The sequence below is a fragment of the Bacillus hominis genome (genome assembly GCF_030348325.1).
Taxonomy (GTDB): domain Bacteria; phylum Bacillota; class Bacilli; order Bacillales; family Bacillaceae_G; genus Bacillus_A; species Bacillus_A hominis.
Window position 1 is genome coordinate 659,743 of sequence record NZ_JAUCFS010000005.1, and the last position, 25,416, is coordinate 685,158.

Annotated in this window: 23 protein-coding genes and 2 pseudogenes; 16 read left to right on the top strand and 9 right to left on the bottom strand. The window is 34.8% G+C overall.

The window, feature by feature from the left end; genetic code table 11:
• Positions 1 to 118 precede the first annotated feature (118 nt).
• The 5 genes and pseudogenes from QUF93_RS05765 to QUF93_RS05785 all read left to right on the top strand — a co-directional run bounded on the left by QUF93_RS05765 (position 119) and on the right by QUF93_RS05785 (position 4,395).
• Complete coding sequence (locus QUF93_RS05765; protein WP_289358120.1) at positions 119 to 463, top strand: potassium channel family protein; 345 nt, start codon at positions 119 to 121, stop codon at positions 461 to 463.
• Positions 464 to 726: 263 nt separating this feature from the next.
• Positions 727 to 1,578, top strand: a complete 852-nt coding sequence (gene cerA / locus QUF93_RS05770; protein WP_002116209.1) for a phospholipase CerA — start codon at positions 727 to 729, stop codon at positions 1,576 to 1,578.
• Positions 1,535 to 1,780 (top strand): annotated as a pseudogene (locus tag QUF93_RS28990) (sphingomyelin phosphodiesterase); the annotation flags it as partial. The gene cerA and the pseudogene QUF93_RS28990, both read left to right, overlap by 44 nt.
• Before the next feature lie 144 nt (positions 1,781 to 1,924).
• Complete coding sequence (locus QUF93_RS05780) at positions 1,925 to 3,097, top strand: amino acid deaminase/aldolase (RefSeq protein WP_289358121.1); 1,173 nt, start codon at positions 1,925 to 1,927, stop codon at positions 3,095 to 3,097.
• Positions 3,085 to 4,395: a D-arabinono-1,4-lactone oxidase gene (locus QUF93_RS05785; RefSeq protein WP_289358122.1), complete on the top strand. Its 1,311-nt coding sequence runs from the start codon at positions 3,085 to 3,087 to the stop codon at positions 4,393 to 4,395. The genes QUF93_RS05780 and QUF93_RS05785 overlap by 13 nt, the downstream gene beginning before the upstream one ends.
• A 7-nt stretch (positions 4,396 to 4,402) precedes the next feature.
• Here the strand turns inward: QUF93_RS05785 and QUF93_RS05790 are convergent, their stop codons facing one another.
• Positions 4,403 to 5,554: a VanZ family protein gene (locus QUF93_RS05790; RefSeq protein WP_289358123.1), complete on the bottom strand. Its 1,152-nt coding sequence runs from the start codon at positions 5,552 to 5,554 to the stop codon at positions 4,403 to 4,405.
• A 171-nt stretch (positions 5,555 to 5,725) separates the two neighbouring features.
• On the opposite strand from QUF93_RS05790, the gene QUF93_RS05795 reads away from it, so the two are divergent.
• Entirely contained in the window at positions 5,726 to 5,929 is a 204-nt protein-coding gene (locus QUF93_RS05795; RefSeq protein ID WP_002116219.1) for a hypothetical protein, read from the top strand.
• An 88-nt stretch (positions 5,930 to 6,017) separates the two neighbouring features.
• Here QUF93_RS05795 and QUF93_RS05800 read toward each other — a convergent pair whose 3' ends face one another.
• On the bottom strand, positions 6,018 to 6,830 hold the full coding sequence (locus QUF93_RS05800) for an undecaprenyl-diphosphate phosphatase (RefSeq protein ID WP_088057545.1): 813 nt from the start codon (positions 6,828 to 6,830) through the stop codon (positions 6,018 to 6,020).
• 146 nt (positions 6,831 to 6,976) lie between these two features.
• Positions 6,977 to 7,480: pseudogene (locus tag QUF93_RS28995) on the bottom strand (methyl-accepting chemotaxis protein); the annotation flags it as partial.
• Positions 7,481 to 8,127: 647 nt separating this feature from the next.
• Between QUF93_RS28995 and QUF93_RS05810 the strand changes: the two are divergent.
• The 5 genes from QUF93_RS05810 (at position 8,128) to QUF93_RS05830 (ending at position 12,186) form a co-directional block, all read left to right on the top strand.
• Entirely contained in the window at positions 8,128 to 9,372 is a 1,245-nt protein-coding gene (locus QUF93_RS05810; RefSeq protein ID WP_289358125.1) for a 3D domain-containing protein, read from the top strand.
• A 112-nt stretch (positions 9,373 to 9,484) separates the two neighbouring features.
• On the top strand, positions 9,485 to 9,703 hold the full coding sequence (locus tag QUF93_RS05815; RefSeq protein WP_201065956.1) for a helix-turn-helix transcriptional regulator: 219 nt from the start codon (positions 9,485 to 9,487) through the stop codon (positions 9,701 to 9,703).
• Positions 9,696 to 10,169 (top strand): DUF2178 domain-containing protein, encoded by a 474-nt coding sequence (locus tag QUF93_RS05820; RefSeq protein WP_289358126.1) that lies wholly within the window; start codon positions 9,696 to 9,698, stop codon positions 10,167 to 10,169. Before QUF93_RS05815 ends, QUF93_RS05820 begins: the two co-directional genes overlap by 8 nt.
• Positions 10,170 to 10,286: 117 nt before the next feature.
• A complete protein-coding gene (locus tag QUF93_RS05825) occupies positions 10,287 to 10,919 on the top strand; it encodes a class A sortase (protein ID WP_212936141.1) in 633 nt (210 codons plus the stop codon).
• Positions 10,920 to 11,064: 145 nt separating this feature from the next.
• On the top strand, positions 11,065 to 12,186 hold the full coding sequence (locus tag QUF93_RS05830; protein ID WP_289375230.1) for a YHYH domain-containing protein: 1,122 nt from the start codon (positions 11,065 to 11,067) through the stop codon (positions 12,184 to 12,186).
• 30 nt (positions 12,187 to 12,216) lie between these two features.
• On the opposite strand, the gene QUF93_RS05835 is transcribed toward QUF93_RS05830, so the two are convergent.
• Positions 12,217 to 13,602, bottom strand: a complete 1,386-nt coding sequence (locus tag QUF93_RS05835) for a peptide MFS transporter (RefSeq protein ID WP_289358128.1) — start codon at positions 13,600 to 13,602, stop codon at positions 12,217 to 12,219.
• Between the two features lie 323 nt (positions 13,603 to 13,925).
• Between QUF93_RS05835 and brnQ1 the strand changes: the two genes are divergently transcribed.
• Entirely contained in the window at positions 13,926 to 15,227 is a 1,302-nt protein-coding gene (gene brnQ1 / locus QUF93_RS05840) for a branched-chain amino acid transport system II carrier protein BrnQ1 (protein WP_434476080.1), read from the top strand.
• A gap of 139 nt (positions 15,228 to 15,366) precedes the next feature.
• A complete protein-coding gene (locus QUF93_RS05845; protein WP_289358130.1) occupies positions 15,367 to 17,088 on the top strand; it encodes a DUF2339 domain-containing protein in 1,722 nt (573 codons plus the stop codon).
• A gap of 35 nt (positions 17,089 to 17,123) precedes the next feature.
• On the opposite strand, the gene QUF93_RS05850 is transcribed toward QUF93_RS05845, so the two are convergent.
• The gene (locus QUF93_RS05850; RefSeq protein ID WP_289358132.1) at positions 17,124 to 18,671 is read right to left on the bottom strand and encodes a DNA-binding protein; all 1,548 of its coding nucleotides are present in this window, start codon (positions 18,669 to 18,671) and stop codon (positions 17,124 to 17,126) included.
• A 173-nt stretch (positions 18,672 to 18,844) separates the two neighbouring features.
• Positions 18,845 to 20,236 (bottom strand): amino acid permease, encoded by a 1,392-nt coding sequence (locus QUF93_RS05855; RefSeq protein WP_289358133.1) that lies wholly within the window; start codon positions 20,234 to 20,236, stop codon positions 18,845 to 18,847.
• Positions 20,237 to 20,516: 280 nt separating this feature from the next.
• On the opposite strand from QUF93_RS05855, the gene QUF93_RS05860 reads away from it, so the two are divergent.
• From QUF93_RS05860 to QUF93_RS05870, 3 genes are all read left to right on the top strand, one after another.
• Entirely contained in the window at positions 20,517 to 21,809 is a 1,293-nt protein-coding gene (locus QUF93_RS05860) for an NCS2 family permease (protein ID WP_088057556.1), read from the top strand.
• A gap of 134 nt (positions 21,810 to 21,943) precedes the next feature.
• The gene (locus QUF93_RS05865; RefSeq protein ID WP_000301182.1) at positions 21,944 to 22,144 is read left to right on the top strand and encodes a helix-turn-helix transcriptional regulator; all 201 of its coding nucleotides are present in this window, start codon (positions 21,944 to 21,946) and stop codon (positions 22,142 to 22,144) included.
• Positions 22,145 to 22,148: 4 nt separating this feature from the next.
• Positions 22,149 to 22,577, top strand: a complete 429-nt coding sequence (locus tag QUF93_RS05870) for a hypothetical protein (protein WP_002116258.1) — start codon at positions 22,149 to 22,151, stop codon at positions 22,575 to 22,577.
• Between the two features lie 41 nt (positions 22,578 to 22,618).
• On the opposite strand, the gene QUF93_RS05875 is transcribed toward QUF93_RS05870, so the two are convergent.
• Genes QUF93_RS05875 through QUF93_RS05885 form a run of 3 tightly spaced genes read right to left on the bottom strand, consistent with a single transcriptional unit; the run spans position 22,619 to position 25,209 of the window.
• Positions 22,619 to 23,056: a GNAT family N-acetyltransferase gene (locus QUF93_RS05875; protein ID WP_289358134.1), complete on the bottom strand. Its 438-nt coding sequence runs from the start codon at positions 23,054 to 23,056 to the stop codon at positions 22,619 to 22,621.
• A gap of 14 nt (positions 23,057 to 23,070) precedes the next feature.
• Positions 23,071 to 23,361 (bottom strand): DUF4022 family protein, encoded by a 291-nt coding sequence (locus QUF93_RS05880; protein WP_002116261.1) that lies wholly within the window; start codon positions 23,359 to 23,361, stop codon positions 23,071 to 23,073.
• Between the two features lie 18 nt (positions 23,362 to 23,379).
• On the bottom strand, positions 23,380 to 25,209 hold the full coding sequence (locus QUF93_RS05885; RefSeq protein ID WP_002116262.1) for a monovalent cation:proton antiporter family protein: 1,830 nt from the start codon (positions 25,207 to 25,209) through the stop codon (positions 23,380 to 23,382).
• Between the last annotated feature and the right edge of the window lie 207 nt (positions 25,210 to 25,416).

Consider the following 25,416-nt stretch of genomic DNA (forward strand, 5'->3'; position numbering starts at 1 on the left):
ATATAATAGAAGAAAGTAGCCCTTTTCTAGAAATAGAAAAGGGCTACTTTTTTTCTATACTGAAAGGTGATAGACTTTCCTTTAACTAAAGGTATTTTTGTTTGGAAGGGGAAGTCCAATGCTTTCATTTATGTTGACATTGAAACGGATGTTAAGAGCCTGTTTACGAGCGCGGAAAGATAAAGAATTTCAAGTGTTATTTGTATTAACAATTTTTACATTAACATCTGGTACGATTTTTTATAGTACAGTTGAAGAATTACGTCCTCTTGACGCTTTATATTTTAGTGTGGTCACACTGACGACTGTCGGTGATGGGAATTTCAGTCCTCAAACTGATTTTGGGAAGATATTTACGATATTATACATATTTATCGGGATTGGATTAGTGTTTGGGTTTATTCATAAATTGGCAGTTAATGTGCAGCTGCCGAGTATATTATCGAATAGAAAAAAAGAGTAAAGCATGTAATTGCTTTACTCTTTTTTTACATTATTTTAGACAAACATTTGCAGTAGCTTAATAATACTTTATTACAATGTAAGTGCATTCATTCATTACGTTCACTATGTATGAAGTTATAGTGATATGAACATTTGCATATTTGATTTAATAATAGAAATTCGATGAAAGGTGGGATATTCTAATCATAGGTTAACCGAAAGACATCGTAGGATCTTAACAAAATATTTACTATGACTTAATTATAAAATGGAGGATTTCAGATGAAAAAGAAAGTTCTTGCTTTAGCAGCAGCAATTACGTTAGTAGCTCCGTTACAAAGTGTAGCATTTGCACATGAAAATGATGGAGGAAATAGAGTGCAAATTATTCAGTATTGGTCTGCTGAAGATAAACATTCAGAAGGTGTAAACTCTCATTTATGGATCGTGAATCGCGCAATTGATATTATGTCTCGCAATACAACAATTGTAAAACAAGATCAAGTTGCGCTATTAAATGAATGGCGTACAGATTTAGAGAACGGTATTTATTCTGCTGACTATGAAAATCCTTATTATGATAATAGTACATTTGCATCGCATTTCTATGATCCAGATGATGGAAGTACATATATTCCATTTGCAAAACAAGCAAAGGAAACGGGAGCAAAGTATTTCAAACTAGCTGGTGAGTCATATAAAAATAAAGATATGAAACAAGCATTCTTCTATTTAGGGTTATCTCTTCATTACTTAGGAGATGTAAATCAACCGATGCATGCAGCAAACTTTACGAATATTTCTTATCCACAAGGATTCCACTCTAAATATGAAAACTTTGTAGATACAATTAAAGATAACTATAAAGTAACGGACGGGAATGGATATTGGAATTGGAAGGGTATGAACCCTGAAGATTGGATTCATGGGGCAGCAGTGGCTGCGAAGCAAGATTACCCTGGAATTGTAAATAGTAATACGAAAAGTTGGTTTGTAAAAGCTGCTGTATCACAAAGTTATGCCGACAAATGGCGCACTGAAGTTACACCAACAACAGGTAAGCGCTTAATGGATGCGCAACGTGTAACGGCTGGATATATTCAGCTTTGGTTTGATACGTACGGAAATCGTTAAGTATTGGAGAAAGGTCAAATCTCAGAATAGAGTATTTGGCCTTTTTATAACCATACAATACATGGAGGTATGGATTGTGAACAGTAAATTGCTAAAAGGTGTACTTAGCTTTTGGATGGGTCTAGCAGCTTTATATAGTGGGTCTTCCGTTCAAGCAGGAATGTCCACAAATGAAAATGATACATTAAAAGTGATTACGCACATTATCCAGTAGAGGCGACTATTTCTATGAAGTAGCCTTAAAAAAGTTTCTTCGTGCAGAAGAAACTTTTTTTTATTTGAAAACAGGAAAATCATTCTTTCTTTCCAATATGTATAAGACATATATAGAAGAGGAGAGAAAAATGTGGATAGAGGAATTTTTAAGGAAGTTCCATTACCGTGTGCATTTTTAGACGAAGTGGCTTTAGAGAGGAATATTCAATCGATTATAGAGTTAAGTGGAGATAAGAAGATTCGTATAGCGAGTAAATCATTACGCTCTGTTCCAATTATGAAACGAATTTTAGCTGCAAATAATCGGTTTCAAGGTATTATGTGTTTTTCACCTAGAGAGGCTTTGTTTTTAATTGAACAAGGATTTAATGATTTATTGCTCGGATACCCTGCTTATGATGAACGAGCTTTACATGAAATTAGTTTACTAACAAAACAAGGTTTCATTATTACATGTATGGTGGATTGTGAAGAGCATATTGTTTATTTAGAAAAAATTGCTGAGAAGTCTAAAGGGTGTTTTCGCGTTTGTTTGGATATTGATATGAGTAGTCGTTTTTTAAAATTTCATTTTGGTGTACATAGATCCCCAGTAAAAAATGTGCAAGATGCTTTGAAAATAGTAGAAAAGGTGAAGGAGTCATCATATTTAATACTAGATGGTGTAATGGGATATGAAGCTCAAATTGCCGGGGTGGGGGATCATATACCGAATCAATGGATGAAAAGTAAAGTGATTTCGTATTTAAAGAAAAAATCGGTGTTAGAAGTTACAAAAAGAAGGGGACATATCGTAAAAGAAATCCAAAATCTTGGTATTGAACTAAGGTTTGTAAATGGAGGAGGAACAGGTAGTATAAAAACAACTGAGCAAGATAAGTCAGTTTCCGAGATTACAATAGGTTCTGCTTTTTATTCTCCAAAACTGTTTGATTATTATAAAGAAGTACAATTTCATCCAGCTGTCGGATTTGCTTTACCAGTTGTGCGCAAACCAGCTCCGTTTATTTATACTTGCCTCGGTGGTGGATATATTGCTTCAGGCGCAGTTGGTAAAGATAAAGAGCCTGAAGTTTGGAGACCAGGTGGTGCCAAACTATTAGCTTTAGAAGGTGCTGGTGAAGTGCAAACGCCAATTTTTTATAACGGTGAGGAACGAGTGAATATAGGAGATTCTATCTTGCTTCGGCATAGTAAGGCTGGAGAGTTATGTGAGCGCTTTCCTGTTTTGTACCGCATTAGACAAGGGGAAATTGCTGGAGAGTATTCAACATATCGGGGGGATGGACAATGCTTTCTATAAAGGGACAAAAATGGAGAAATTGGACAGGGAATGTAGAAGGAACACCGTATTATACGATGTATCCAAAAAGTATACAAGATGTAGTAGAAGTTGTGGGGCTTGCACGGGAAAAAGGAAAGAAAATTCGTGTTGTCGGTTCAGGGCATTCTTTTACACCCCTCGTGCAAACGGAAGAAATTTTAGTTTCTTTAGATGAATTGAAGGGCATTGATATTGATGCAGAGAAGATGGTTGCCGAAGTATGGGCAGGAACAAAGTTACATGATTTAGGGAAGTTACTTGAGGAAAAAGGTTATGCGCAAGAAAATTTAGGGGATATTGATTCACAATCTATTGCGGGAGCGATTAGTACGGGAACTCATGGGACCGGTGTTACATTTGGGAGTTTATCAACACAAGTTATAGAGATCACGGCAGTTTTATCAACAGGTGAGAGTATAGTTTGTTCAGAAACCAAAAACGTCGAATATTGGAAAGCATTTCAGTTGTCGCTTGGAATGCTAGGTATCATTGTAAAGATAAAATTGAAGGTTATCCCAGCGTATTCGCTCGTTTATGAAAGTGAAAAACAGTCATTATCTACTGTAATGAACAAGCTAGAAGAATATAAGAAAAATCGTCATTTTGAATTTTTCGTTTTTCCTTATTCAGATGAGGTGCAAGTGAAATTTACAAATGAAACAATGAGTAAAGAAAGTAATTTGAAATGGCATAAACTAAAGGTGGAGTTACTTGAAAATAGGATGTTCTCTTTGTTGTCTAAAGGGTGTAAATGGTTTCCTTCTATTAGTAAAGGAGTAAGCCAATTATCAGCTAAGGCTGTACCAAATACAAAAATAATTGGTCCAAGCTATGAAGTATTCGCTACATCACGTACGGTTCCATTTTATGAAATGGAGTACAGTGTCCCTTCAAAGTATATGAGGGCTGTTGTAGAAGAAATTTCAAATCTTATTGAAAAGAAAAAGTATAAGGTGCATTTCCCGATTGAATGCCGCTATGTGAAAGGTGATGATATATGGATCAGTCCGGCGTACGGAAGAGATTCAGCGTATATCGCTGTTCATATGTATAAAGGTATGAAGTATGCTGCTTATTTTGGTGAAGTGGAGAAGATTTTTCTAAAGTATGAAGGGCGCCCACATTGGGGGAAAATGCATACGTTAACGTACGAAAAATTACAAAATATATATCCAGAATTGCATTCGTTTCTAAAAATGAGGAAATCACTAGATGAAACAGGAATGTTTTTAAGCCCTTATACAGAAAAGTTATTTACGATTATGAAAAAAAGCTGACAAATTATTACTTGTCAGCTTTTTTTAGTATAATTGCATTTCTTGTTTGACTAATACGCTCGTAAAATAGTAACTTATCGCGGCTAAATACATGTAATAAAACATGAATAATAAATAGGCCGTTAATTACGAATTGGAATAACAATATAACTAGTAATACTAAAGGCTCTGTAAGATTTAATATAGAGCTACTAGAAAGAATATAATTGATTCCACCTAAAATAAAGTAGAATATACCGTAACGGATGAATAGTTCCTTCATTGTAATACGATCTGACTTTCCTTTCACGTAAATACGAAGCAATGCTTTTCCAATTGTTTTTCCGTTCGTAAAGTATGGAATGATAATAAAGTAAATAAAGATTGAACACGTAATGAAAATGAGTTCGTACATATTGGTGTAAGATTGAATATTAGAAATGAAGAAAGAATTTCCTTTGTTTTTAATGACAGGTACAACGATAGATAAGAAAATCCAATCAATTTGCATCGCGATAAGGCGACGAATGAATCCGACTGGTTTCGTTTCTAAATCAATACGACTATCTAACTCGTTTGCTTTCGGAAGGAAGTACGTAAATATTGGTGCAATGATAAAACCAATTACGCCACCTAGTGTATTTAAAAACAAATCGTCGATATCAAATAAGCGATATGCACAATTATAAATACCGTATAGTCCAGTCACTTGTGTTAGCTCGAAAAATAATGAAAGACAAAAAGAAATACAAATAGTCTGTAAGAAACTACGTCGGAAATAATAACGTAAGTAAATACCAAATGGAACGGTTAGTAGAACGTTAAAAGCGACTTGTAAAAACGCAGATTCCTTTAATAAATAGAAGTAGGTAGCTGGCTTCGTCAAAGTTGCCGATGTATGATTACTAATCTCTTGTATGAAATAAAATGGTGAGAGTTGCATGTGCTGTGTATTAGCCGGTTGTAGGCTACAAGTATCATACGTTTGTGGTAATGGCAAAATAACAAGAAAATAGGCATTTAATAAGTAGAGTAATAATGAGTATAAAATAAATGAGCGCCATTTATTTAAATAACCGTATTTTCGATAATTAAATATTAAAAAAGGAATTAAGAGAAACATTGCCAAAATAGGGAATAAAATAAAAGCTGTTTTTACTGGAAATAAATATGCAGTCAAAATGAAGCTCCTTTCATTGAAAATTCGTTTATCATTATAGCGTTAAAAGGAGTTTAAAACAAAATTAAAATATTTCTAAATAGAAAAAATTACAACTTGTACTTATATTAAGTTATACTCAATTTAATATAAGTATATTATGATAATATGAGTTTAGAGAGGGTACATGATATGCAATATGAGCTTTTTTCAGTAAGCGGGGATCATATTACAACTTTTGAAAGCACGTGGCGTTTTCAGGAGGGGGAACAAATTTTTGTTCATGATGATAATACAAAACGAAATTTTATTATTATTCGCTTAACACATGATTTATTTCAAAAAAATACACATGTTATTCGCTTGTATTGTCAGGAAAAGAAAGTTTATGTATAAGGAAAACCTCTTACTGTATGGAGGCAGTAAGAGGTTTTTTATCCCGCTATTTGTGGGCAGTAAAACCCCCACTGATTAAAGTTTCACTTTATAAGAAAATGATAGTTAGTACACCTACGATAATACAGTAGAAAGAGAAATATTTTAAATTTCCTTTTGCCATAATGTTCATAAACCATTTTAATGAAATATATGTCATGATAAATGTTGCGATGAAAGCAACAATATAAGGTACAAATAATGTATCTAAATTTGGATCGTTTGCAATGTCTGTAATACTTAGCAATAAACCACCTAAGCTAACAGGAATGTATAGTAAGAATGAGAAGCGAAGAGCTGTTTCTTGCTTCATACCAAGTAACATTGCTGCTACGATTGTAGCACCTGATCGGCTTATACCAGGAATTAGTGCGCAAGCTTGTGCTAGACCAATAATGATTGCATCTTTCATAGACAGGTCGCCATCATTTTTACGTCCACGCAAGTTTCGAATAATCCAAAGGCCGATAGCAGTAATAAGAAGGGAAATCCCAACCATTTTAACACCTTTTAAATAGTGATCGATATAATCTTTAAATAAAACTCCAATTACACCTGCTGGAATGGTTGCAATAACAAGGTAAATAATAAAGAAGAAATCTGATTTTGCATCTTCTGCTCTTGTGAATATATAAGATAGACCATTCTTTGTTAGACGAATTAAGTCATTTCTATAAATAAGTAATACAGCTAATAGTGAAGCTGAATTAACAAGTAGCTCAAAGCTAAAACCTTCTATTTTTAGTCCTAGCAAATGCTGTGCTAAAACGAGGTGACCGCTTGAAGAAATCGGAATTGGTTCTGTTAGTCCTTGGAATAGACCAAGAATTAAATATTTCAAAATGTAATAAAATTGTTCCATAACATCCTCCTTATGTATTAGTCGAAAGAAACAACTTTTTTATTATAACAAAAGAGAGAGCGAATATTGAGAAGAAAATAATATTCGAAATATAATAAAAATCCCCTGTTACGTCATAGGGGATTTTCTACATTACTGAGAAACTACTATTTCTTGAATACTTTTGATAATTGGACATCGACTTTTTCAGCATCATTAATATGGTTCATAATAGTAGTATTTAACTTTTGGAACATTTGTTGTGTGTTTGCAAATTCTCTTAATATATCATCATTACAAGATTTTTGGTTTTCGATAGCTTTAATAACATTTGTAGCGCCACTTTGTAACGTTTGAATCATCATTAAAATATTTTCAATTCTAGCGTTAGTATCAGCGCTCATTTCTACACCTTCATCAACTAAATGTAAATTATCTTTTGTATTTTCATATGCTTTTTCAATTTCTTCTTGAATTTTTTTCGTTAAGTTACCGATATTTTTTGTACTTTCAGCTGTGCTTTCTGCTAGTTTTCTTACTTCATTAGCAACAACAGCGAATCCTTTACCGTGTTCTCCAGCACGTGCAGCTTCAATACTTGCATTTAATGCTAGTAAATTTGTTTGTGCTGCAATGTTTTGAATCACTTCTACAATTTGTTCAATTTCTTTAGAGCGCTCACTTAAATGATTCATACTATTAGAAGTACGTTGAGATTGTTCACCTAATTTATTAATTACAATGAGTAAGCGATGAACTGATTCTTTTCCTTCATTAGAACAATCGATAATTTCTTCGATAGATTGAATTAAGTTTTGCTCTTTTTGTAGCATTTCGTTATTTAATTCGTTGGAATGTGTAGTACGCATAGAAACATTTTCAAAGCATGCGTTCAATTGTTGAATTAAGTTTTGGAGTGTATGATGTTGGTTATTTACAAGTTCGTGCTCTTGCATAACGCTTTTTACACGATTATGGATAGAAGATATAATTTCTTGTTTTTCCACATCTTTTTGTTTTAATTCTGTTTCTAGTTCATGTATATGAGTTTCTAGTTGATCAATTTTATGTAGGAGTGATTTCTTTTGAGTAAACATTTTATTTAATTCAACCGCCTTTAGGATTTTTAATTTCTCTATATTTGGATTTTAGCATCTTTTATAATTTTTAAATATAGGAATTGTTAAATATTTAAGAATCTATTACATTTTATTCACAATTCTCTTTTTTTTGTCATGAAAAATAAACTGTATTTAATGGTTTTGTAAACAAACTGTAAAATAAATCATGTATAACTGTATAAGAAGGGAGTCGGATTATGAACTATTTTAAGCGAATCAGTAGTCTATTATTAGCAGGAATTATTGTTCTTTCTAGTACAGTCGCTGTAAAAGCAGAGTCAAACGACGAAAAACTTAACAACATGCAACAGCAATTGCAGCAAAACGATGCAGATATGCAGAAGAAAGAGCAAGAGAAGCAAGCTGTTAGTAAAGAAATTCAAGGTATCGAAAACGAACTACATAATTTAAATAATACAATTGCAAAAAATAAAGAGGATCAAGCTGCTATTCAACGTAAAATCGATGAAACACATAAGCAGATTGAACAAAAAAAGAATGAAATTGTCGTTTTAGAGGATAAAGTCCTTGCTCGTAAGGATATTATGAGAAAACGTATGGTTTCTGTTCAAAACAGTTCAAATACAAGTTTAGTAGTAGAAGTTGTTGTAGAATCAAAAAACTTTGCAGATTTCATACAACGTATGAACGCAGTTACTACTATTCTAGAAGCAGATAAAGAAATTTTACGTCTACAAGAACAAGATCTTCGTCAAATTGAAGAAGATAAAAAAGAGATTGACGAAAAAGAAGCATCTTTAGTAGTAGATAAACAAAAATTAGCAAAAGCACAAGCTGATTTGCAAGAAAACTTGAAAAAACGTCAAGAGAACTTACAAACGGTTCAAGCTAAATATAATGCGATTGCAAGCCAACTTAATTTAGCAGCAGAAGAAAAAGCTAAAATTGAATCAAATATGAAGGCAGTACAAGAAACAATCGCTCGTGAACAAGAAGCAGCAAGAATTGCAGCGGAAGAACGTGCAAAAGCGGAAGCAGCTGCAAAGGCTGAGCAAGAAGCTTTAGTGAAAGCGCAAGCGGAAGTTGCTGAAAAGCAAAAGCAAGAAAAAGCTAATAAACCAGCTGCTAATAATTCAAAGGTAGAGCCTGCACCTAAACCTGCTGCTGGCGGAAAAGAAATGTATGTACACGCAACAGCTTATACAGCAGATCCAGCTGAAAATGGTTATGCGCCAGGTCAACAAGTGTATTCTGCATGGGGAGGATATAATCTAACTGCAAACCCAGGAATGAAATTAATTGCGGTGGATCCATCTGTTATTCCATTAGGATCTACTGTAAATGTTGAAGGCTATGGAATTGCAATTGCAGCAGATACTGGTGGTGCGATTAAAGGTCATAAAATCGATGTTTTAATGCCTGATAAAGCTTCGTCTAGTAATTGGGGCAGAAAAAATGTTAAAGTTACAATTTTAAACTAAAACGTAATCCAACTTTACAATATGTAAAGTTGGATTTTTTTGTAAAAATAATGTTAAGTTGAGTTTACATTTTGTTAAGAGTAGCATACAATAATAGTGAGAGGTGGTAAATTTGACCATTTTAAATAGAGTGAAGGAATTAAGAGCTCGCTTTAATTTTACGCAAAGTGTATTAGCAGAAAAGGTCGGAGTGACGAGACAAACGATCGCTGCAATTGAAAAAGGGGATTATGTTCCTTCGTTGTTACTAGCGTTAACGATTTGTGATGTGTTTCAGTTAAAGATGGAAGATGTGTTTATTTTAAATAAGGAGGGGGAAGAGGATGAATAGAATTGGGGTTTCCTATATCTTAAATGTGCTGAGATTTGTGATAGCTTTTTGGGTGTTTATTGAGCTCTATTATGCTTGGATAGAGCTTGCAAATATAATTGAAACTGAGAAAATACCGTTTGAAGTAACGATCAATATGATGCCATTAGGATTGTTAACAATTGTAGCTATTATAACGACGATTTTTTATAAAGTTCAAAAGAAGAAACATAAAGCTCTTTCTTATTGGATGTACCCGTTATTATTTCCACAAGAAGACGAGCGGGAAAAAGCAATTACACAAAAGGCATGCCGGACAACATTTATTTCATTCTGGTATGGAATAGTTATTGCTATTGGATTTTTAACACTTTCTCCTGTAGCTAATTTATATATTCCTGGATATCCATTATATATTTTATTTTTCATGCTTTTTATTCAAATGACAGTCTTTTACGTATCCCTGTATAGAAATAAATTAGTCTAAAAAGAACCCTTCTTGCATTAGCAAGAAGGGTTCTTTTTCAGCTTATACTTGTACATATAGCAATATTATCTTATCATTTTATATAGAGTAAGATTTTGTAACGGAAAGGAATTGTATATGAATAAGCAAAGAATTTATAGTATAGTAGCAATCCTTCTATTTGTTGTAGGTGGTGTATTAATCGGAAAGCCATTTTATGATGGATATAAGGCAGAGAAGACACAGACAGCGAATGTACAAGCTGTTCAAAAGATGGAATATGAAAAGCATGACACGGAATTTGTAGATGCTTCAAAAATTAATCAACCAGACTTGGCAGAAGTAGCGAGTGCATCGTTAGATAAAAAACAAGTAATCGGTCGTATTTCAATTCCGAGCATCTCATTAGAACTTCCTGTTTTAAAAGCGTCGACTGAAAAGAATTTATTATCAGGTGCGGCAACTGTAAGAGAAAATCAAGTAATGGGACAGGGGAATTATGCGCTTGCAGGGCATAATATGTCAAAAAAAGGTGTTTTATTTAGTGATGTATCAACTTTAAAGAAGAACGATAAAATTTATTTGTATGACAATGCAAATGAGTATGAGTATACTGTTACTGGTGTATCTGAAGTGACTCCTGATAAATGGGAAGTTGTAGAGGATCATGGGAAAGATGAGATAACACTTATTACATGTGTATCTGTTAAGGATAATTCTAAGCGTTTTGTTATTACGGGTGATCTAGTAGGAACAAAGGCTAAGAAATAAAGAAAAAAGAAGGTTCACTCTTTAAAGAGTGAACCTTCTTTTTTTATCCAACATTGAGAAATAAAAGAATATTTTAGTTGGTATTTAAGTATTTTTCTATTTTTGTATAATAAAGTAATGATTCTAGATTTTGGGAGGAACAAAAGTGAAACAGCAAGTAAAAAAACTTCTTTTAACAACAAGTGTAGCGTTATTGGTAGCACCAATTTCTGCTTATGCACATCCAGGACGTACAGATGCTAATGGTGGACATACGTGCCGTACAAATTGTGAGAAATGGGGATTGCAGTACGGGGAATATCATTATCACAATAAACCAGCTTCTAGTAGTGGTGCAACGAGCCCAGCTCCTAGCCAAAATAATAATGGTGCTGTAGAAGCTGAAAGACAAGCAGAAGTACAGCGCAATGCTGAGGCTGAAAAACAACGTGCCGCAGAAGCACAGCGTAAAGCTGAGGAAGAGAGACAGCGCACTGCAGAAGAGCAGCGCAAAGTAGAGGAAGAGAGACAGCGTGCTGCAGAAGAACAACGCAAAGCAGAAGAAGCACGTAAGGCAGAGGAAGCGCAGCGTAAAGCTGAGGCTGAAAAGGGACAAGCTGAAGGGCAAAAAAACGGAGAGACAGATTTTAAAGCAGGAAAAAACAATGCAGAAGGACATGTAGCTGGAAAGTCAGATGCATATAAACAAGCATTTACAACTGCGTATGCTACGGCATGGTCTTTAGAAGAACAGAAAAAAGCGCATTTTGAAAAAGGTAAAGAGCAGGGGTTAGCACAAGAAGCAATGGACGATAGTCAAATTACTCCTGAGTTTAAGGTGAACTTTGCAGAAGGTTTCCAAGTAGGTAATAAAGAGAGAACCGAAAAGATTGAAAAAGAACAAGCGGAACTTGGTGAAAAGGCTGGTAAAGAATTAGCTGAAAAGAAACCTGGAAATACTGAAAAGGATACATATGTGAAAGCATATGAAACCGCGTATGAAACAGGATATAGGTCTGCCCAAAAAATGGCGGAAAAAGCTGGATATACATATGCATTTGAAAAGTATGATTTGAAAGTTCCTGCTAAGTATGAAAAACACGAATCATTAAAGAAATGGTTTACGGAAGGGTTTAAATCAAATAAAAAGGCAGCAGAAATCCGAGAAGAAGGATATAAAAAAGGAGATAGCTGGCTGTCATTCTTCTATAAAAACTTCGTACCAAGTGAATATAAAGAGCACAAAGATCTGTATGAACAAGCAATAGAAAAGGGCGAGAAAGCATAAAAAAAGATGAGGAGAAATTCCTCATCTTTTTTAATCCATCCATTTCACTAATTTCTTAGAAATTAATAATAAAACACAACCTAAAACGATCGCGGCAGCTCCGATTACTGTAAATACTTCAGCATATCCAAGTGAAGTTGTGAAGCTTGCAAGTTGTCCGCCTATAATGTTGGCGATTCCTGAGCTTGCTAGCCATACTCCCATTAATAAAGAAGCAAGTTTTACTGGAGCAAGTGCGCTAACCATTGATAGTCCAACAGGTGATAAGAATAGCTCACCTAACGTATGGAAAAGATACGTAAAGACGATAAATAGTAAGTTTGCTTTTTCTGTAATATTATGTTCATCACTGCCTGTTTTTAATGTAGCGATAACGAGAATGATATAACCGATACCGAGTAGGATCATACCAAGTCCCATTTTTGTTGGGATTTTTAAATCCCCATTTTTTCTAGTTGCAAGTTTTGCCCATAATGCTGAAATGGCTGGAGCAAGTAAAATAATAAATAACGGGTTGACCGATTGGAACCAAGATGTTGGAACTTCCCATCCGAACACAGAGCGGTCTACAAATTTGTTTGTATATAATGTTAACGAACTACCAGCTTGTTCAAAGCCAGCCCAGAAGAAGACAACAAAGCATGTTAAAATGACGATAACTGCGGTACGTTGTTTTTCTTTTTTTGTTAATGGTGTATTTCCTACTGTTTGTTGTCCAGCAGCTGTTTGCAAATCGCGAGTTGGTTTTTTACCGATATCACCAAGGAAGCGATTAGATAGTGTTGTAAATAAAATTTGTCCAATAATCATTCCGATTGAAGCTGCTAAGAAACCGTAACGGAATCCGTAATGAACAACACCGTCCACTGTTGTTTTAAATAAATTTTCTGATAAAAACCCACAAACGAGTGGAGCTAAAAATGAACCGACGTTAATACCCATATAGAAAATTGTAAATGCACTATCACGTTTTGGATCGTGCTCTTCGTATAATTCTCCAACAAGTGTAGAGATATTCGGTTTGAAGAATCCATTACCGATAATAATAAGCGCTAATCCGAGGTATAGGCCGACTTGGTTTTGCAAGGCAAATAGTGTAAGGTTACCGATTGCCATTGTTATACCACCAATTGTGATGGCTTTTCGCTTACCTAGAAAACGGTCTGTTAAGTATCCACCGATCAATGGTGTGAAATAACAAGCTCCAGTATAAAATCCGTAAATAGAGAGTGCCCAAGCGGGACTAAACCCAAGACCACCACTTACTAAAGCTGTTGTTAAATATAATGTTAATAATCCTCGTAATCCATAGTAACTAAATCTTTCCCACATTTCTGTAAAGAAGAGTAAGTATAAACCGGGAGGATGTTTCTTTTTTCTTTGTTGTTCTCTTTCTAGTTGTATCGTTGATTCCATGTGATTTTTCCTCCTGACACAAACAAAAAACAAAGTTAATAGTTTTGTATATTTAATATTTTACTTTATTAACTATTGGAAGTCAATGAAGTGTAACTTTAATCATGTTGGAAAGTTTCATTCCAACATGATTATTAGTTGCCCGTTAATGCGGGGAAAGGTTGATTTTTCAGAAGAAATTGGAAAAGGGAAGTAGTTATAGAATGGGTGTTTCTTTTATGGTAGACTATGGACTATGTTTTCTTTGTAAGGAAGCGGATTATCGCGTTTTTCCTATGTGTGGAATAGATTTCATACATAGGAAATTGAAGAAGGAGAAAAAAATGAAATTGTTACAGAAAAAAGAAATTTTGCTTATTAGTCTTATGTTATTCTCTATGTTCTTTGGAGCGGGGAATCTTATATTTCCACCTTTCCTTGGATACGAAGCGGGAGAGCATGTGTGGATTGCATTGCTAGGTTTTATTATGTCAGCAACAGGGCTTCCGATATTAGGGGTTATCGCTATTGCGAAAGCAGGGAGCTTTCAAACGTTAGCGGGTAGAGTTCATTCTTCATTTGCAATTATTTTCCCGTGTATTGTGTACGTATTTATTGGACCTGCTCTTGGTATACCACGTGCAGGAAGTTTAGCTTTTGAAATGGGACCAGGTCAGTTGTTCTCGGAAGCGGGTAGCGTAGTTTTGTTATGTTACACGGCTATTTTCTTTAGTATTGTTTACTGGTTAAGTTTATCACCGTCTAAACTAATGGGTTTGTTTGGAAAGGTTTTAACGCCTTTATTATTATGTATGATTGCCATTATATTTATAAAAAGTATGTTTACATCAGTAGGTAGTGTGAAAGAGCCTGCAGGGAATTATGGACAAGCTCCTATGTTTCAAGGATTTTTAGATGGATATTTAACGATGGATGCGTTAGCAGCTTTAATATTTGGGATTGTTATTGCAAATGCTCTGCGTGCAAAAGGTGTAGAGGATGATAAAGGTTTAGCGAAATATATGAGTATTGCTGGTATTGGGGCAGGGCTTTTATTATCTATTATTTATGTCATTCTTGGATATGTTGGCTCAATTAGTGGTTCGTTGGGCACATTTGATAACGGTGCGCAAGTGTTAGCACAAGTTATGACGACATTATTTGGACAAGGTGGGTTAGTTTTATTAGGTCTTATTTTTACTGTCGCTTGTTTATGTGTTTCAATCGGACTTGTTACGTCTTGCAGTCAATTTTTCGCAAGTGTATTTCCGAAAGTATCTTATAAAGTTTGGGCATTTATATTAAGTTTTGTTAGTATGGTTTTAGCTAATTTAGGATTAACACAAATTTTAAAAGTATCGGTACCGATTCTTGGATTTATTTATCCAGTTGCACTAACGCTTATTATTTTAGGGTTATTTCATAAGTATATTGGGAAGTATGTATACGTATATTCGGTAACGATTGGAATCGTAGCGTTATTTAGTGCGATTGATATTTTAAACAAAAGTGTACTGATGAATAAATGGACACCACTACTAAAAATTCTTCCGTTTTATTCAGAAGGTGTAGGTTGGATTGTTCCGGCATTTGTAGGTGTCTGCCTCGGTGTAATTGTTAGTATTACTATAAATAAGAAGAAATAAGTAAGAGGTGTTTTCCTATTTCGGAAAACACCTTTCTTTTTTTGGAAAAATAGTATTGAAAATGAATAGACTAAGAGTATGATAAAGGTAATTGGTAATATATAGGTTGAGTGAAAAATCGATGATGAGGGGGGAGTGTATGAAGGCGGATTTAAATAAGAAAATAGAAGCGCTCGAAACGGCAATTGAAACGATGCAAGAGACACTTTATGAATTGAAAGCGAAGCAAAGAAAAATAGAAGTAGATAAAGTTCAACAAAATGTTAATAAGGAAAAGAAAGAATATATTGAAGCGGTAAGTAATGAAAAATTACAAGAAGATGTAGTTAAGACGAGGAAGTCCATGCAAGAGCCAGAGGTGAAACAAGTAGATATATCTGCATTTAAACCAGAACCATTTAATATTATAAAGTTTTGTCAAACATGGTTACCACGCATATTTGTCGGTATTATGCTACTTGGCGTTATTTGGTTATTTAAAGCAGGGGTAGATGCTGGTTTATTAACACCAGCGATACGGGTTGTGTTTGGTATAGTACTATCTGCCGGTTTGTATTATGTAGGAGATGTACAAATTAAAAGCGAGCGGCAAGCGTTAGGGTTAGTATTAGCTGGAGGAAGTATTACGGGAATTGTTTTAACAACGTTTGCGGCACATTATTTATATGAATTTATTCCTGCAAGTATTGCGCTTATTTGCAACATTATATGGGTTATTTTAGGGATTTATTTAGCGAAAAGGTATAGATCGGAATACCTCGCTATTTTCGTCGCGGTAGGAGCTTTCTTCGTACCTTTCTTGTTAAATAGTACGACTCCTAATACGTATATTTTCTTTAGTTATGAGACGATATTAACAATTAGTCTATTATGGTATGCATTGAGAAACCGTTATAAGTACTTGTATATGATTTCTTATGTTGTGGCGGCAATTGTCCTATTTGTCTTCTTTGCTGTTATGTCAATATTAGTAGAGAATGTGCAAGTACAGTTAACAGTTGTATACGGCGCAATTCATTTACTATTATTTTGGCATATGTTTTCGGAGAGAAGTTTTATACAAGAAGCACGATTGGCTATATTTAGTGCGAATGCAGTTTTCTTTATTTTAGCCATTTCTCAAATTCCTGAATTTACAACGTGGGGATTAGTTATAAGTGCACTCGTGCATGCTGTTATGTTCGCAATTGAATATAGGAAGAATAAACATTCTGTATTTACAAATCTAATATTTGGCTTTGCAATGGGGTCATTTAGTTTAGCGATTTTATACGAGTACAGTTTGGTGAATGCAGCAATCGTATTATTGTTACAAGGTTTCCTCGGTATGGTTACTGCTATTAAAGTAAAGCAAAATATTAAATTGTATGTAAGTGCAACGATTTATGCTATTGGAATGGTGCAGACGATTTTTAGCCCGTTTGATCATTTCATTTCGGCAGGATTTGTCGCTCATATTATTTTGATAGGAACGTTCTATTATTGCATGAGACAAGCGAAAGAAGTGTTAGCGAGTTTTGGTAAATATGTGTACTCTATAGCGCTCTACTCGTTAATGGTCATTGTATTTATTACAATTACTAGAATCGGTGAAGTTCTTTCTACAGATGGAAGTATAATTAGCGTATCTGTATCGTTATTATGGATGGTATATGCGTTATTTGCAGTTTGGTTTGGCCGTTATAGACAGATGAACGAAATATTATATGCTGGCTTAGTCGTATTAGTAGTAACAGTAGGGAAGTTATTCCTTCTCGACCTACCAGAGGTGTCGATGATGATCAGGGCGGTGTTATTCTTAATCGTTGGTAGTATAGGTATCGTCATTTCAAGAATGTTTTTCTCAAAAGAAGAGAAGTGAAAAGAAGGCAATCCATATCCGGATTGCCTTTTTCATTATTTTTTATTAATCGTTACAGTTTCACTATATTTCGCTGTCGTATTTTGACGTAGACGAAGTGTTGCTTGTCCAGTTGTATTTGGATCAAGTTGTACATTCACAATTTTTTCAGCAGATCCTTGGCTATTTGTGATGAAAGAGAATGCACTGCTATATCCGAAAGAGGATGGCCAAGTGCCATTTGTATTTTGAACTTTTGCTACCTGTGTTCCGCCAGTTGTGAAGATACCTAAAGAATAATTATTGTATGTTGTATTTGGTAATAAGTTATTTACTTGAATCTTCATTTGGAACACTTCATTGTTTGGTAGAATGCTAGGGTGCGTAATTACGTAATCACTCGTTGTCACTGCACTGTTATAGCCGTATGAACCTGGTTTGAAAGTATTTGTATTGAACCACTGGTAACCTTGACTTGGTGCGCTCCAAGGTTCTGGTTGTGGTTCTGTTGATAAGCTTGGTTGTTCAAATGTTTGTAGAGCTGTAGGTGCATCAAGCTGTAAACCACTCACTTGATCTAAGCTTGTAAATGTTTCTTGCTTCGCTAACCAATTCACGATGTTTTCTAATAGAACAGCATCGTTTTCTTCTTTATAACCATCATAAGTTTTCTTTGATTGACCTGAATCTTCACGAACATATTTTGGCGAGGCATCTTCAACAGGAGAAGAATCACCAATAAAGGCTGCTTTTCCAAGGCCAACTTTCGAAATAGCAGCATAAGGCCCCTCTGCAACGCCACCACCGTTATAAACGCCGCTATCAACAGCGTTATTCCATTTTGATGGATTTTCTGGAAGATATACAAGGCCTTTCGCTAGTTTTGGATTTGTAATCGCAAGAGTAGAGCCGGCATGCATTGCTACAGATGAAACGCCAGCTGTAATTCCGAATGATTGCGCAGGTGAGACAATATTTTTAGCTGAAACATCACCAAGTGCATTGTAACGGAAGCGAATACCGAAATTATCGGATAGCCAATCAGAGCTTTCTACTCCTTGCATAGCTTGTGAAGTTGTTTCTTCATTAGACATTCCCTTTGCTGGATTATCCCATGCCCCGCGTCTATATCCATTGAACACTTCTGAGGAGTCCCAGCGGTTTTTATTACGATCTGCATTATAATGATCGGCAATGAAGAAAATACTGCCGCCATTTTTCACGTATTGTAACATTGCGTCTTGCTCAGATTTTTTATAAGGAATATTTGCTTCGGGAACGATAAATACATTGTAATTTTTTAAATCGTCGTATGTAATAGATGTTGATTTACGAAGTTCTTTTACATGATATCCGTTTTGGGCAATGCCGTTTCCGAAATCAGAAAAACCGCCATCAATAACCCAATCAGCTGTCCCGGCCGTTTGACCGTGTGTATTATCGAATAATACTTTCTTACCATTGTTTTGATTTATAACTTTTGCAGCAATTTCAGGAGCTGGGTCTACGGAGCTTTCGGCGTAAGTAGACGGAATGTAAGAACTCCCTATACTAAGTGTGATTGCTGTTGCTAAAGAAAATTGAATCCATTTTTTATTCTTCATAGAAGAATCCCCCTAATAATAAATATATGTGCTTTAATAATGTAATTGATTTTTCTATAGAAATAAAGATAGAAAATATTAAATAGTGTAAAGATAACGTTAATTTGATTGAGAAATATTTGCGCGAATAATGAAAAAATCTCTCCCCAGTAAAGTAGGAAGAGATCGTGGACTTAACTAATTTTTGAATTAGACGATTCATCAATCTTATGAAAACCTTTCATATAATACACGATAGCTAAGCCGATAAGCCAAATTGGCCCGACGATTAATGCGATTCGTGTATCTTCTGAATAGGCCATTATACCTAGTACAAGTACAAGGAAGCCGAGTGAGAAATATGAACTCAATGGGTGTAAAGGCATTTTATATGTTAGCTTATCCTTTTTATTAGTTTGTAACCCTTTACGGAATTTAATTTGAGCGACTAATATAATACCCCAAGTCCAAATTGCCCCGAAAGTTGAAATACTAGTTAGCCATGTAAACACTTTTGCAGGAACAAGATAGTTTAATATAACGCCAACGAGTAAAACGATTGCTGTTGCGATAATTCCTTGACTCGGAATACCATTTTTATTTAAACGACCGAATCTTTCGGGTGCTTTCTTTTGTTGTGCTAATGTAAATAGCATACGGCCTGTACTAAACAAACCACCGTTACAAGAAGAAAGAGCTGCTGTTAAAACAACAAAGTTAATAATGCCTGCTGCCTTTGCGATACCAATTTGCTGGAATGTTAGCACGAAGGGACTTCCTTTTTCGCCAAGTTCGTTCCAAGGGTAAATTGCCATCATAACGAATAGAGCTCCAACGTAGAATATTAAAATTCTCCAAAATACATTATCAATTGCTTTTGCGAGTGTCTTTTTCGGATTTTGAGCCTCACCAGCTGTAACTCCGATAAGTTCGACTCCTAAATAAGCGAATAATACCATTTGTAAGGAAAGTAATAATCCAGAGAAGCCATTTGGGAACCAGCCCCCATGTTCCCAAAGATTTGAAATACCAGTTGCAACGCCGCCATTTCCAAATCCGAATAGAATAATACCAAAGCCAATCACTATCATACAGATAATTGTGACAATTTTGATGAGAGCAAACCAAAACTCAAGTTCTCCAAATACTTTTACAGATAAGAAGTTGAAAGCACTCATTAATAAAAGAGCTAGTAATGCCCAAATCCAACGCGGGATATCAGGGAACCAGTACTGCATGTAAATGCCTGCTGCTGTAATTTCCGCCATACAAGTAACAACCCATAAAAACCAGTAATTCCAGCCTGTAATATACCCAGCTAGTGGGCTGATGTAATCATTTGCATATTTACTAAAAGAGCCAGCAACCGGTTGTTCAATTGCCATTTCTCCGAGTGCGCGCATAATGAAGAAAATAACGAGTCCGGCAATCATATAGCCTAGTAAAATAGATGGGCCAGCTAGTTTAATAGCGGAAGCTGATCCTAAAAATAGTCCAACGCCAATAGCTGAACCGAGAGACATTAAAGTAATATGCCTTTGTTTTAAGCCACGGTTTAAATTTTCAGATTTGTTTGTTTGCTGCATAAGAAGAATACCCCCTGTAGAGTGAACAATATTTGAATGAATCCACTAAATATTTAACTATTTCAAATTATAAAACATTTCTATCTGTTATGCTACAAAAATAATCATAATACACTGTACTACATCTGTATTTGTCAGACTTAAACTTAAAATTCTAACTATTAGAGAATATATTGACTCTTCTTTTTATTGATTGTTAAGATTAAGTATTACATTTTCTCACATACTAATAAGAAAAGAATGTGTGATAATAATTCAAGTGTAGGAAGGGTACATAAGTATGTTTCAATTACAAAAGTATAACACTTCTGTGAAGCAAGAAATTTTAGCTGGCATCACAACTTTTTTTACATTTGCGTATATTCTTGTCATCAATCCGAAAATATTATCTGATGCAGGTGTACCATTTGATCAAGCATTTACAGCAACTATTATTGCGACAGTTGTTGGAACGCTATGTATGGCGTTTTTAGCTAACTATCCAATTGTTATTGCTCCAGCTATGGGAATGAATGCATATTTTGCTTACTCTGTTGTTCAACAGGCAGAGGGGATTACATATGTCATTGCGTTTTCGGCAGTATTTGTAACAGGTATTATTTTTCTTTTATTATCTTTCACCTCGTTTAGGCAAAAGCTAATTGTCGCAATCCCTGACAGTTTAAAACATGCAATTGCAGGTGGAATCGGATTATTTATTGCTTTTATCGGATTGAGACTTTCGGGTATTATCGTTGACCATCCATCTAACTTGGTGACGATCGGAGACTTTCATTCACCGGCTGTTATTTTAACATTAGTTGGTTTAGTGTTAGCGGCGGTATTAATGGTATTACGCGTTAGTGGTGCATTGTTTATTAGTATGATTGTGACAGGGGTAATTGCTTTCTTTACAGGGCAACTAAAGTTTGAAAATAACATTGTCGCAATGCCACATTTACCAGAAGGAATTATTGTTTCAAACCCTATCAATGCATTTTCAGATGTAATTCAATACGGGTTATATGGAGTTATTTTTTCATTCTTACTTGTACTTTTATTTGATACAACAGGTGCTTTACTTGGTTTAATTAAACAAGCAGGTTTAAATACAGATAACACTGAAAAGCGCTTTGGCAAGGCGTTCATTGCGGATGCAATTGGCGGGACTACAGGTTCCATCTTTGGGACAAGCCCGACAGCAGCGACAATTGAATCATCAGCTGGAATTGCTGCAGGTGGTAAAACTGGATTGACAGGTATTGTAGTAGTTTGTTTAACTATTATAACGGCATTCTTTAGCCCTGTTATTGCCTCTTTATCAAGTGTAGCAGCTATTACAGCTCCTTCTTTAATTATAGTAGGTAGCTTAATGGCACAAAGCATTCGTGATATTAATTGGAATGAATTTGAAGATGCATTACCGGCATTTTTAATTTTCGTTGGTATTCCGTTAACATCTAGTATTGCGAATGGAATTGCAATCGGATTTTTAGTGTATCCAGTTTTAAAAATTGTGAAAGGGAAAGGGATGGAAGTGCATCCGTTGCTATACTTATTTACAATTTTATTTGGATGTCATTTATTCTTATAATATAGATAGGAGAGGGGCTTCTTATGAGAGGCTCCTTTTTTGTGTATAATGAGGTGAAATTCAAATTTGTTTTGTAAATTATAAATTACTAAATGGAATATATATGTTACAATTAGAGCGAAGGAGGAACATGAATGGCTGTAAGTAAAATAAAAGTCGCACGTGTTCAGTTAGATTTAACGCAGCAACAATTAGCAGAAAAAGTAGGCGTTACAAGGCAAACGATTAGTTTAATTGAGAAGGGGAAATATAATCCGTCTTTAGATTTATGTTTGAAAATTTGTTATGCAGTAGATAAAACATTGAATGATTTGTTTTGGGAGGAAAAGGAGTGATAGGGTGAAAATCGTGAAAGATGAACGTTTAATGATTGAGGGTTTAAAACATATTAGACTAGCTTTCATCTTACAAAATATTGTCATACTAGGTATCGTGTTTTACCGTTACGTTTTGCAAGGGACAGGATATGAAAGTGTTTCGGATTTATTAATGGTATTTATGGGTGGGATAATAGTTATTAACTTTTTAAACTTAAAAAATTCGGTGGAAGTGTATGAGCATACAGGGGGAGTATCTCGTAGTTATTTCATGAAATTATTATTCATTCCAGTAGGTATTGTTATTGGGATTTTAGCTATTTGTATCATTGTAACCCCGGATATTTCGATAAAGGAAATTAGTATAACAGGACTTATTATGTTTGCTTGCTTTTTAGTTCCTAGTTTGTTTATATACATATATATGAAAAAGATAAAAAGTGAAGATTGAAATATAAGAAAAGGCTTTCCCGTATTTTGGAAAGCCTTTTCTTATATTTCTTTATACATTACTTTATGTAGTCCGATTGTATCAATCTCGAATATTTCACCATGCTCATGAAAACCTAATCGTTTGTAATAATCTGTTACAGTAATCCGGCCATTACACCATAGGATGTTTGCTTTACGTTCTCGGAGTATTTGTTCAGCTTTACAGATTAAAGAAGTGCCAGCACGCTGGTTTCGGAAGTTAGGTAATGTTGCCATTCCTCGTAGACGATAGTGTATATCAGTTTGTAAATCAGGATATATTTCTTTCGAGAAGGAAGCGATGCTAATAAGTTCTTCATACAGAAATGCACCTAAGTGGAAGGTGTCAATTTCGTAGTCGGAAGAGTATTTACAATCTTCTAATGGCTGATCGGGGCGCAAAATCTTTTGGCGTAATAAGTATGTTTCAGATGCATCAATATGTTTCACTGTAATCATAATATCATCCTTTCTTATAAGCCTTTTTCTATAAGTTGTAAGAAGAAATATGCCGGTGCAACGAGAAGTCCTAGTATGCTAGCAGTTCCGAGAAGGAGTGAAAGTAAGAGACAAGAGTACTTAATTCCATTCGATTTTTTCCATCCATAACTACAAATTTCAATGCTAATACCGATGAGAATAATGGCGACGAGTACTTCTGCTAATAATAAGAGAGCTAAAGTTGAAATAGACATAATGTTATTCATCCCCATAGTGTGTGATAGTAACATTTTACCATATGAAATTGAAAAAATGCCCCTCATTTATGTGAGGGGCATTTTTTATTCTAATATGTTTTTCATTGTATCAATATGCTCTTTTGAACCCGTTACAAGTAAAGTATCGCCATGCTGTAACTTCGTATCACCATGTGGTATTAATGCTTTATTACCACGGTAAATTTGAATGACAAGTACATCACCTAAAAACGGAAGGCGACGAAGTGCTAAGCCGTTATATTTATTACTTCGTAGTTCAACCTCACGTACTGTTTCATTTGCTGTTGTAATTAAGCGAACGAGACTTGGTTTATCAATAAGTGCACGTAATAAAATACGTGTAGAGTTAATAGTCGAGAATACAGCGATATGTTCTTGAGTTGCTTTTTCTTGTAGAAGGGGATCTTCTACACTTGCGATGACGTGTTCAACACCTAATTCTTTTGCGTGTTCTGCTAATAATAAGTTTTGTTCATCATCACTTGTCGCAACAACAACACGGTCTGCTTCGAAAGCTTTTTGCTCCATTAAAGATTGAATAGTAATCTCATCTAATTTTACAATAGGGAAGTCATGAGATTTCGCTTCCTCATCATTTATTTTATTTTGGCGTATCATATATAGCGTTACGTCATAATCTTCGCGTTTTAAATCAAGTGATAACGGAAGGGTAATTCTGCTTGCACCAATAATAGATACTTTCGGTTTTGGTATTTCCACTTTTGGAAACATCTTTTTAAATAATATAGGTGCAAAAATACAAGTAATAACTGCGCTTAAAATAAGAGATGCTGATAAACTTGGGCTAATGATGCCTAGCTTTTCACCGATTTGTGCAGCCGCAATAACTAAAGAAAGTGTTGATGTTAACAAAATAGCACTTCCGAGTACGATATTGCGTGGGTACCATTTTCGTAAGACGAGTGATGGCAACAGTTTTGAAATAAAGAGTCCCACAATTAAAATTGGGATCATTAGCATACTAGAAGGCTCTTTAAAAATAGACCATACTTCTAAATTTACACCAACCATTACGAAGAAAATAGGGATGAAGAAACCATATCCGATGGAATCAAGTTTTTCAACCATATCTTCATTTGGTGATAATAAAGATACGAGTACACCTGCTAAAAAGGCTCCCAAAATATTTTCTGCCCCAACAGATTCAGATAATCCAACTAATATTAAAATGAGTGCAAAAACAGCTCGTGTATCAATTTGTACACTACCGGCTTTTAAGCTTTCTAGGTATGGAATATTTTTAAAGCGTCTTGCGACAAAGTAAATTACAATACCAGCACCGAATAGAAGAAGTAGAAGCCACATGCTTTGGCCACTTTCGGAATTTAATCCGACGAATACAGCGAGTAAAATCATTGTAACTAAGTCGGCAATAACAGCGACTAATAAAATGATTTGCCCGATTGCAGTTTTTCCTAAGTTGTTTTCTTTTAATGTTGGTACGACAACACCTAAGGAAATAGTTGAAATAATTAAAGTCATGAACATTGCATTGTCTACGAATCCTAGCCATACGAATAGTAACGATAGGGCATAAGATAAAATGAAAATAAACAAGAAGATAATGCTTGCTGCTTGGAATGTGTTCGGTTCGTTTGTCGTATTCTTTTTCCCTTTTTGTTTAAAGATCGAAAAGTCAATTTCTAAACCACTTAAAAACATGAGGAAGATAAACCCTAGTGTTGATAAGACTTGAAGCCACATATCTGGCTCAATGATGTTAAATCCACTTTTACCTACAAAGATTCCTGCGATAATTTCTGCAACAACGACAGGAAGTGCTTTTAATTTAAAGCGCTGTAACAAAAGGGGAACGAAAAACGCGATTGCGACGACAACCATAAGTGATAGAACAGAAGAATGATGTTCCACTGCGTTCTCTCCCTTCAAATAAATATAGTACCTATTTAGCCATATAATAGGAAGAAAAGCAACGGATATGGTTTCGATTTCATAAAGAAAGAGTTTTCTTAACATTTGTCATAATAAGTATATTTTTCATGATTTTGTTGTTAATTCCGTAATGTGGATGTAATAGGGGAGGGGATAAAGTGAAACTTTAATCAGTGGGGGTCTTAC

Bases quoted from the DNA above. Each gene is read 5' to 3' on its own strand.
- QUF93_RS05800 (WP_088057545.1), bottom strand. From the start codon at position 6,830: ATGGAACAATTTTATTACATTTTGAAATATTTAATTCTTGGTCTATTC.
- QUF93_RS05810 (WP_289358125.1), top strand. From the start codon at position 8,128: ATGAACTATTTTAAGCGAATCAGTAGTCTATTATTAGCAGGAATTATT.
- QUF93_RS05850 (WP_289358132.1), bottom strand. From the start codon at position 18,671: ATGAAGAATAAAAAATGGATTCAATTTTCTTTAGCAACAGCAATCACA.
- QUF93_RS05860 (WP_088057556.1), top strand. From the start codon at position 20,517: ATGTTTCAATTACAAAAGTATAACACTTCTGTGAAGCAAGAAATTTTA.
- cerA (WP_002116209.1), top strand. From the start codon at position 727: ATGAAAAAGAAAGTTCTTGCTTTAGCAGCAGCAATTACGTTAGTAGCT.
- QUF93_RS05765 (WP_289358120.1), top strand. From the start codon at position 119: ATGCTTTCATTTATGTTGACATTGAAACGGATGTTAAGAGCCTGTTTA.
- QUF93_RS05880 (WP_002116261.1), bottom strand. From the start codon at position 23,361: ATGAGGGGCATTTTTTCAATTTCATATGGTAAAATGTTACTATCACAC.
- QUF93_RS05785 (WP_289358122.1), top strand. From the start codon at position 3,085: ATGCTTTCTATAAAGGGACAAAAATGGAGAAATTGGACAGGGAATGTA.
- QUF93_RS05855 (WP_289358133.1), bottom strand. From the start codon at position 20,236: ATGCAGCAAACAAACAAATCTGAAAATTTAAACCGTGGCTTAAAACAA.
- QUF93_RS05825 (WP_212936141.1), top strand. From the start codon at position 10,287: ATGAATAAGCAAAGAATTTATAGTATAGTAGCAATCCTTCTATTTGTT.
- QUF93_RS05835 (WP_289358128.1), bottom strand. From the start codon at position 13,602: ATGGAATCAACGATACAACTAGAAAGAGAACAACAAAGAAAAAAGAAA.
- QUF93_RS05795 (WP_002116219.1), top strand. From the start codon at position 5,726: ATGCAATATGAGCTTTTTTCAGTAAGCGGGGATCATATTACAACTTTT.
- brnQ1 (WP_434476080.1), top strand. From the start codon at position 13,926: ATGAAATTGTTACAGAAAAAAGAAATTTTGCTTATTAGTCTTATGTTA.
- QUF93_RS05820 (WP_289358126.1), top strand. From the start codon at position 9,696: ATGAATAGAATTGGGGTTTCCTATATCTTAAATGTGCTGAGATTTGTG.
- QUF93_RS05845 (WP_289358130.1), top strand. From the start codon at position 15,367: ATGAAGGCGGATTTAAATAAGAAAATAGAAGCGCTCGAAACGGCAATT.
- QUF93_RS05875 (WP_289358134.1), bottom strand. From the start codon at position 23,056: ATGATTACAGTGAAACATATTGATGCATCTGAAACATACTTATTACGC.
- QUF93_RS05865 (WP_000301182.1), top strand. From the start codon at position 21,944: ATGGCTGTAAGTAAAATAAAAGTCGCACGTGTTCAGTTAGATTTAACG.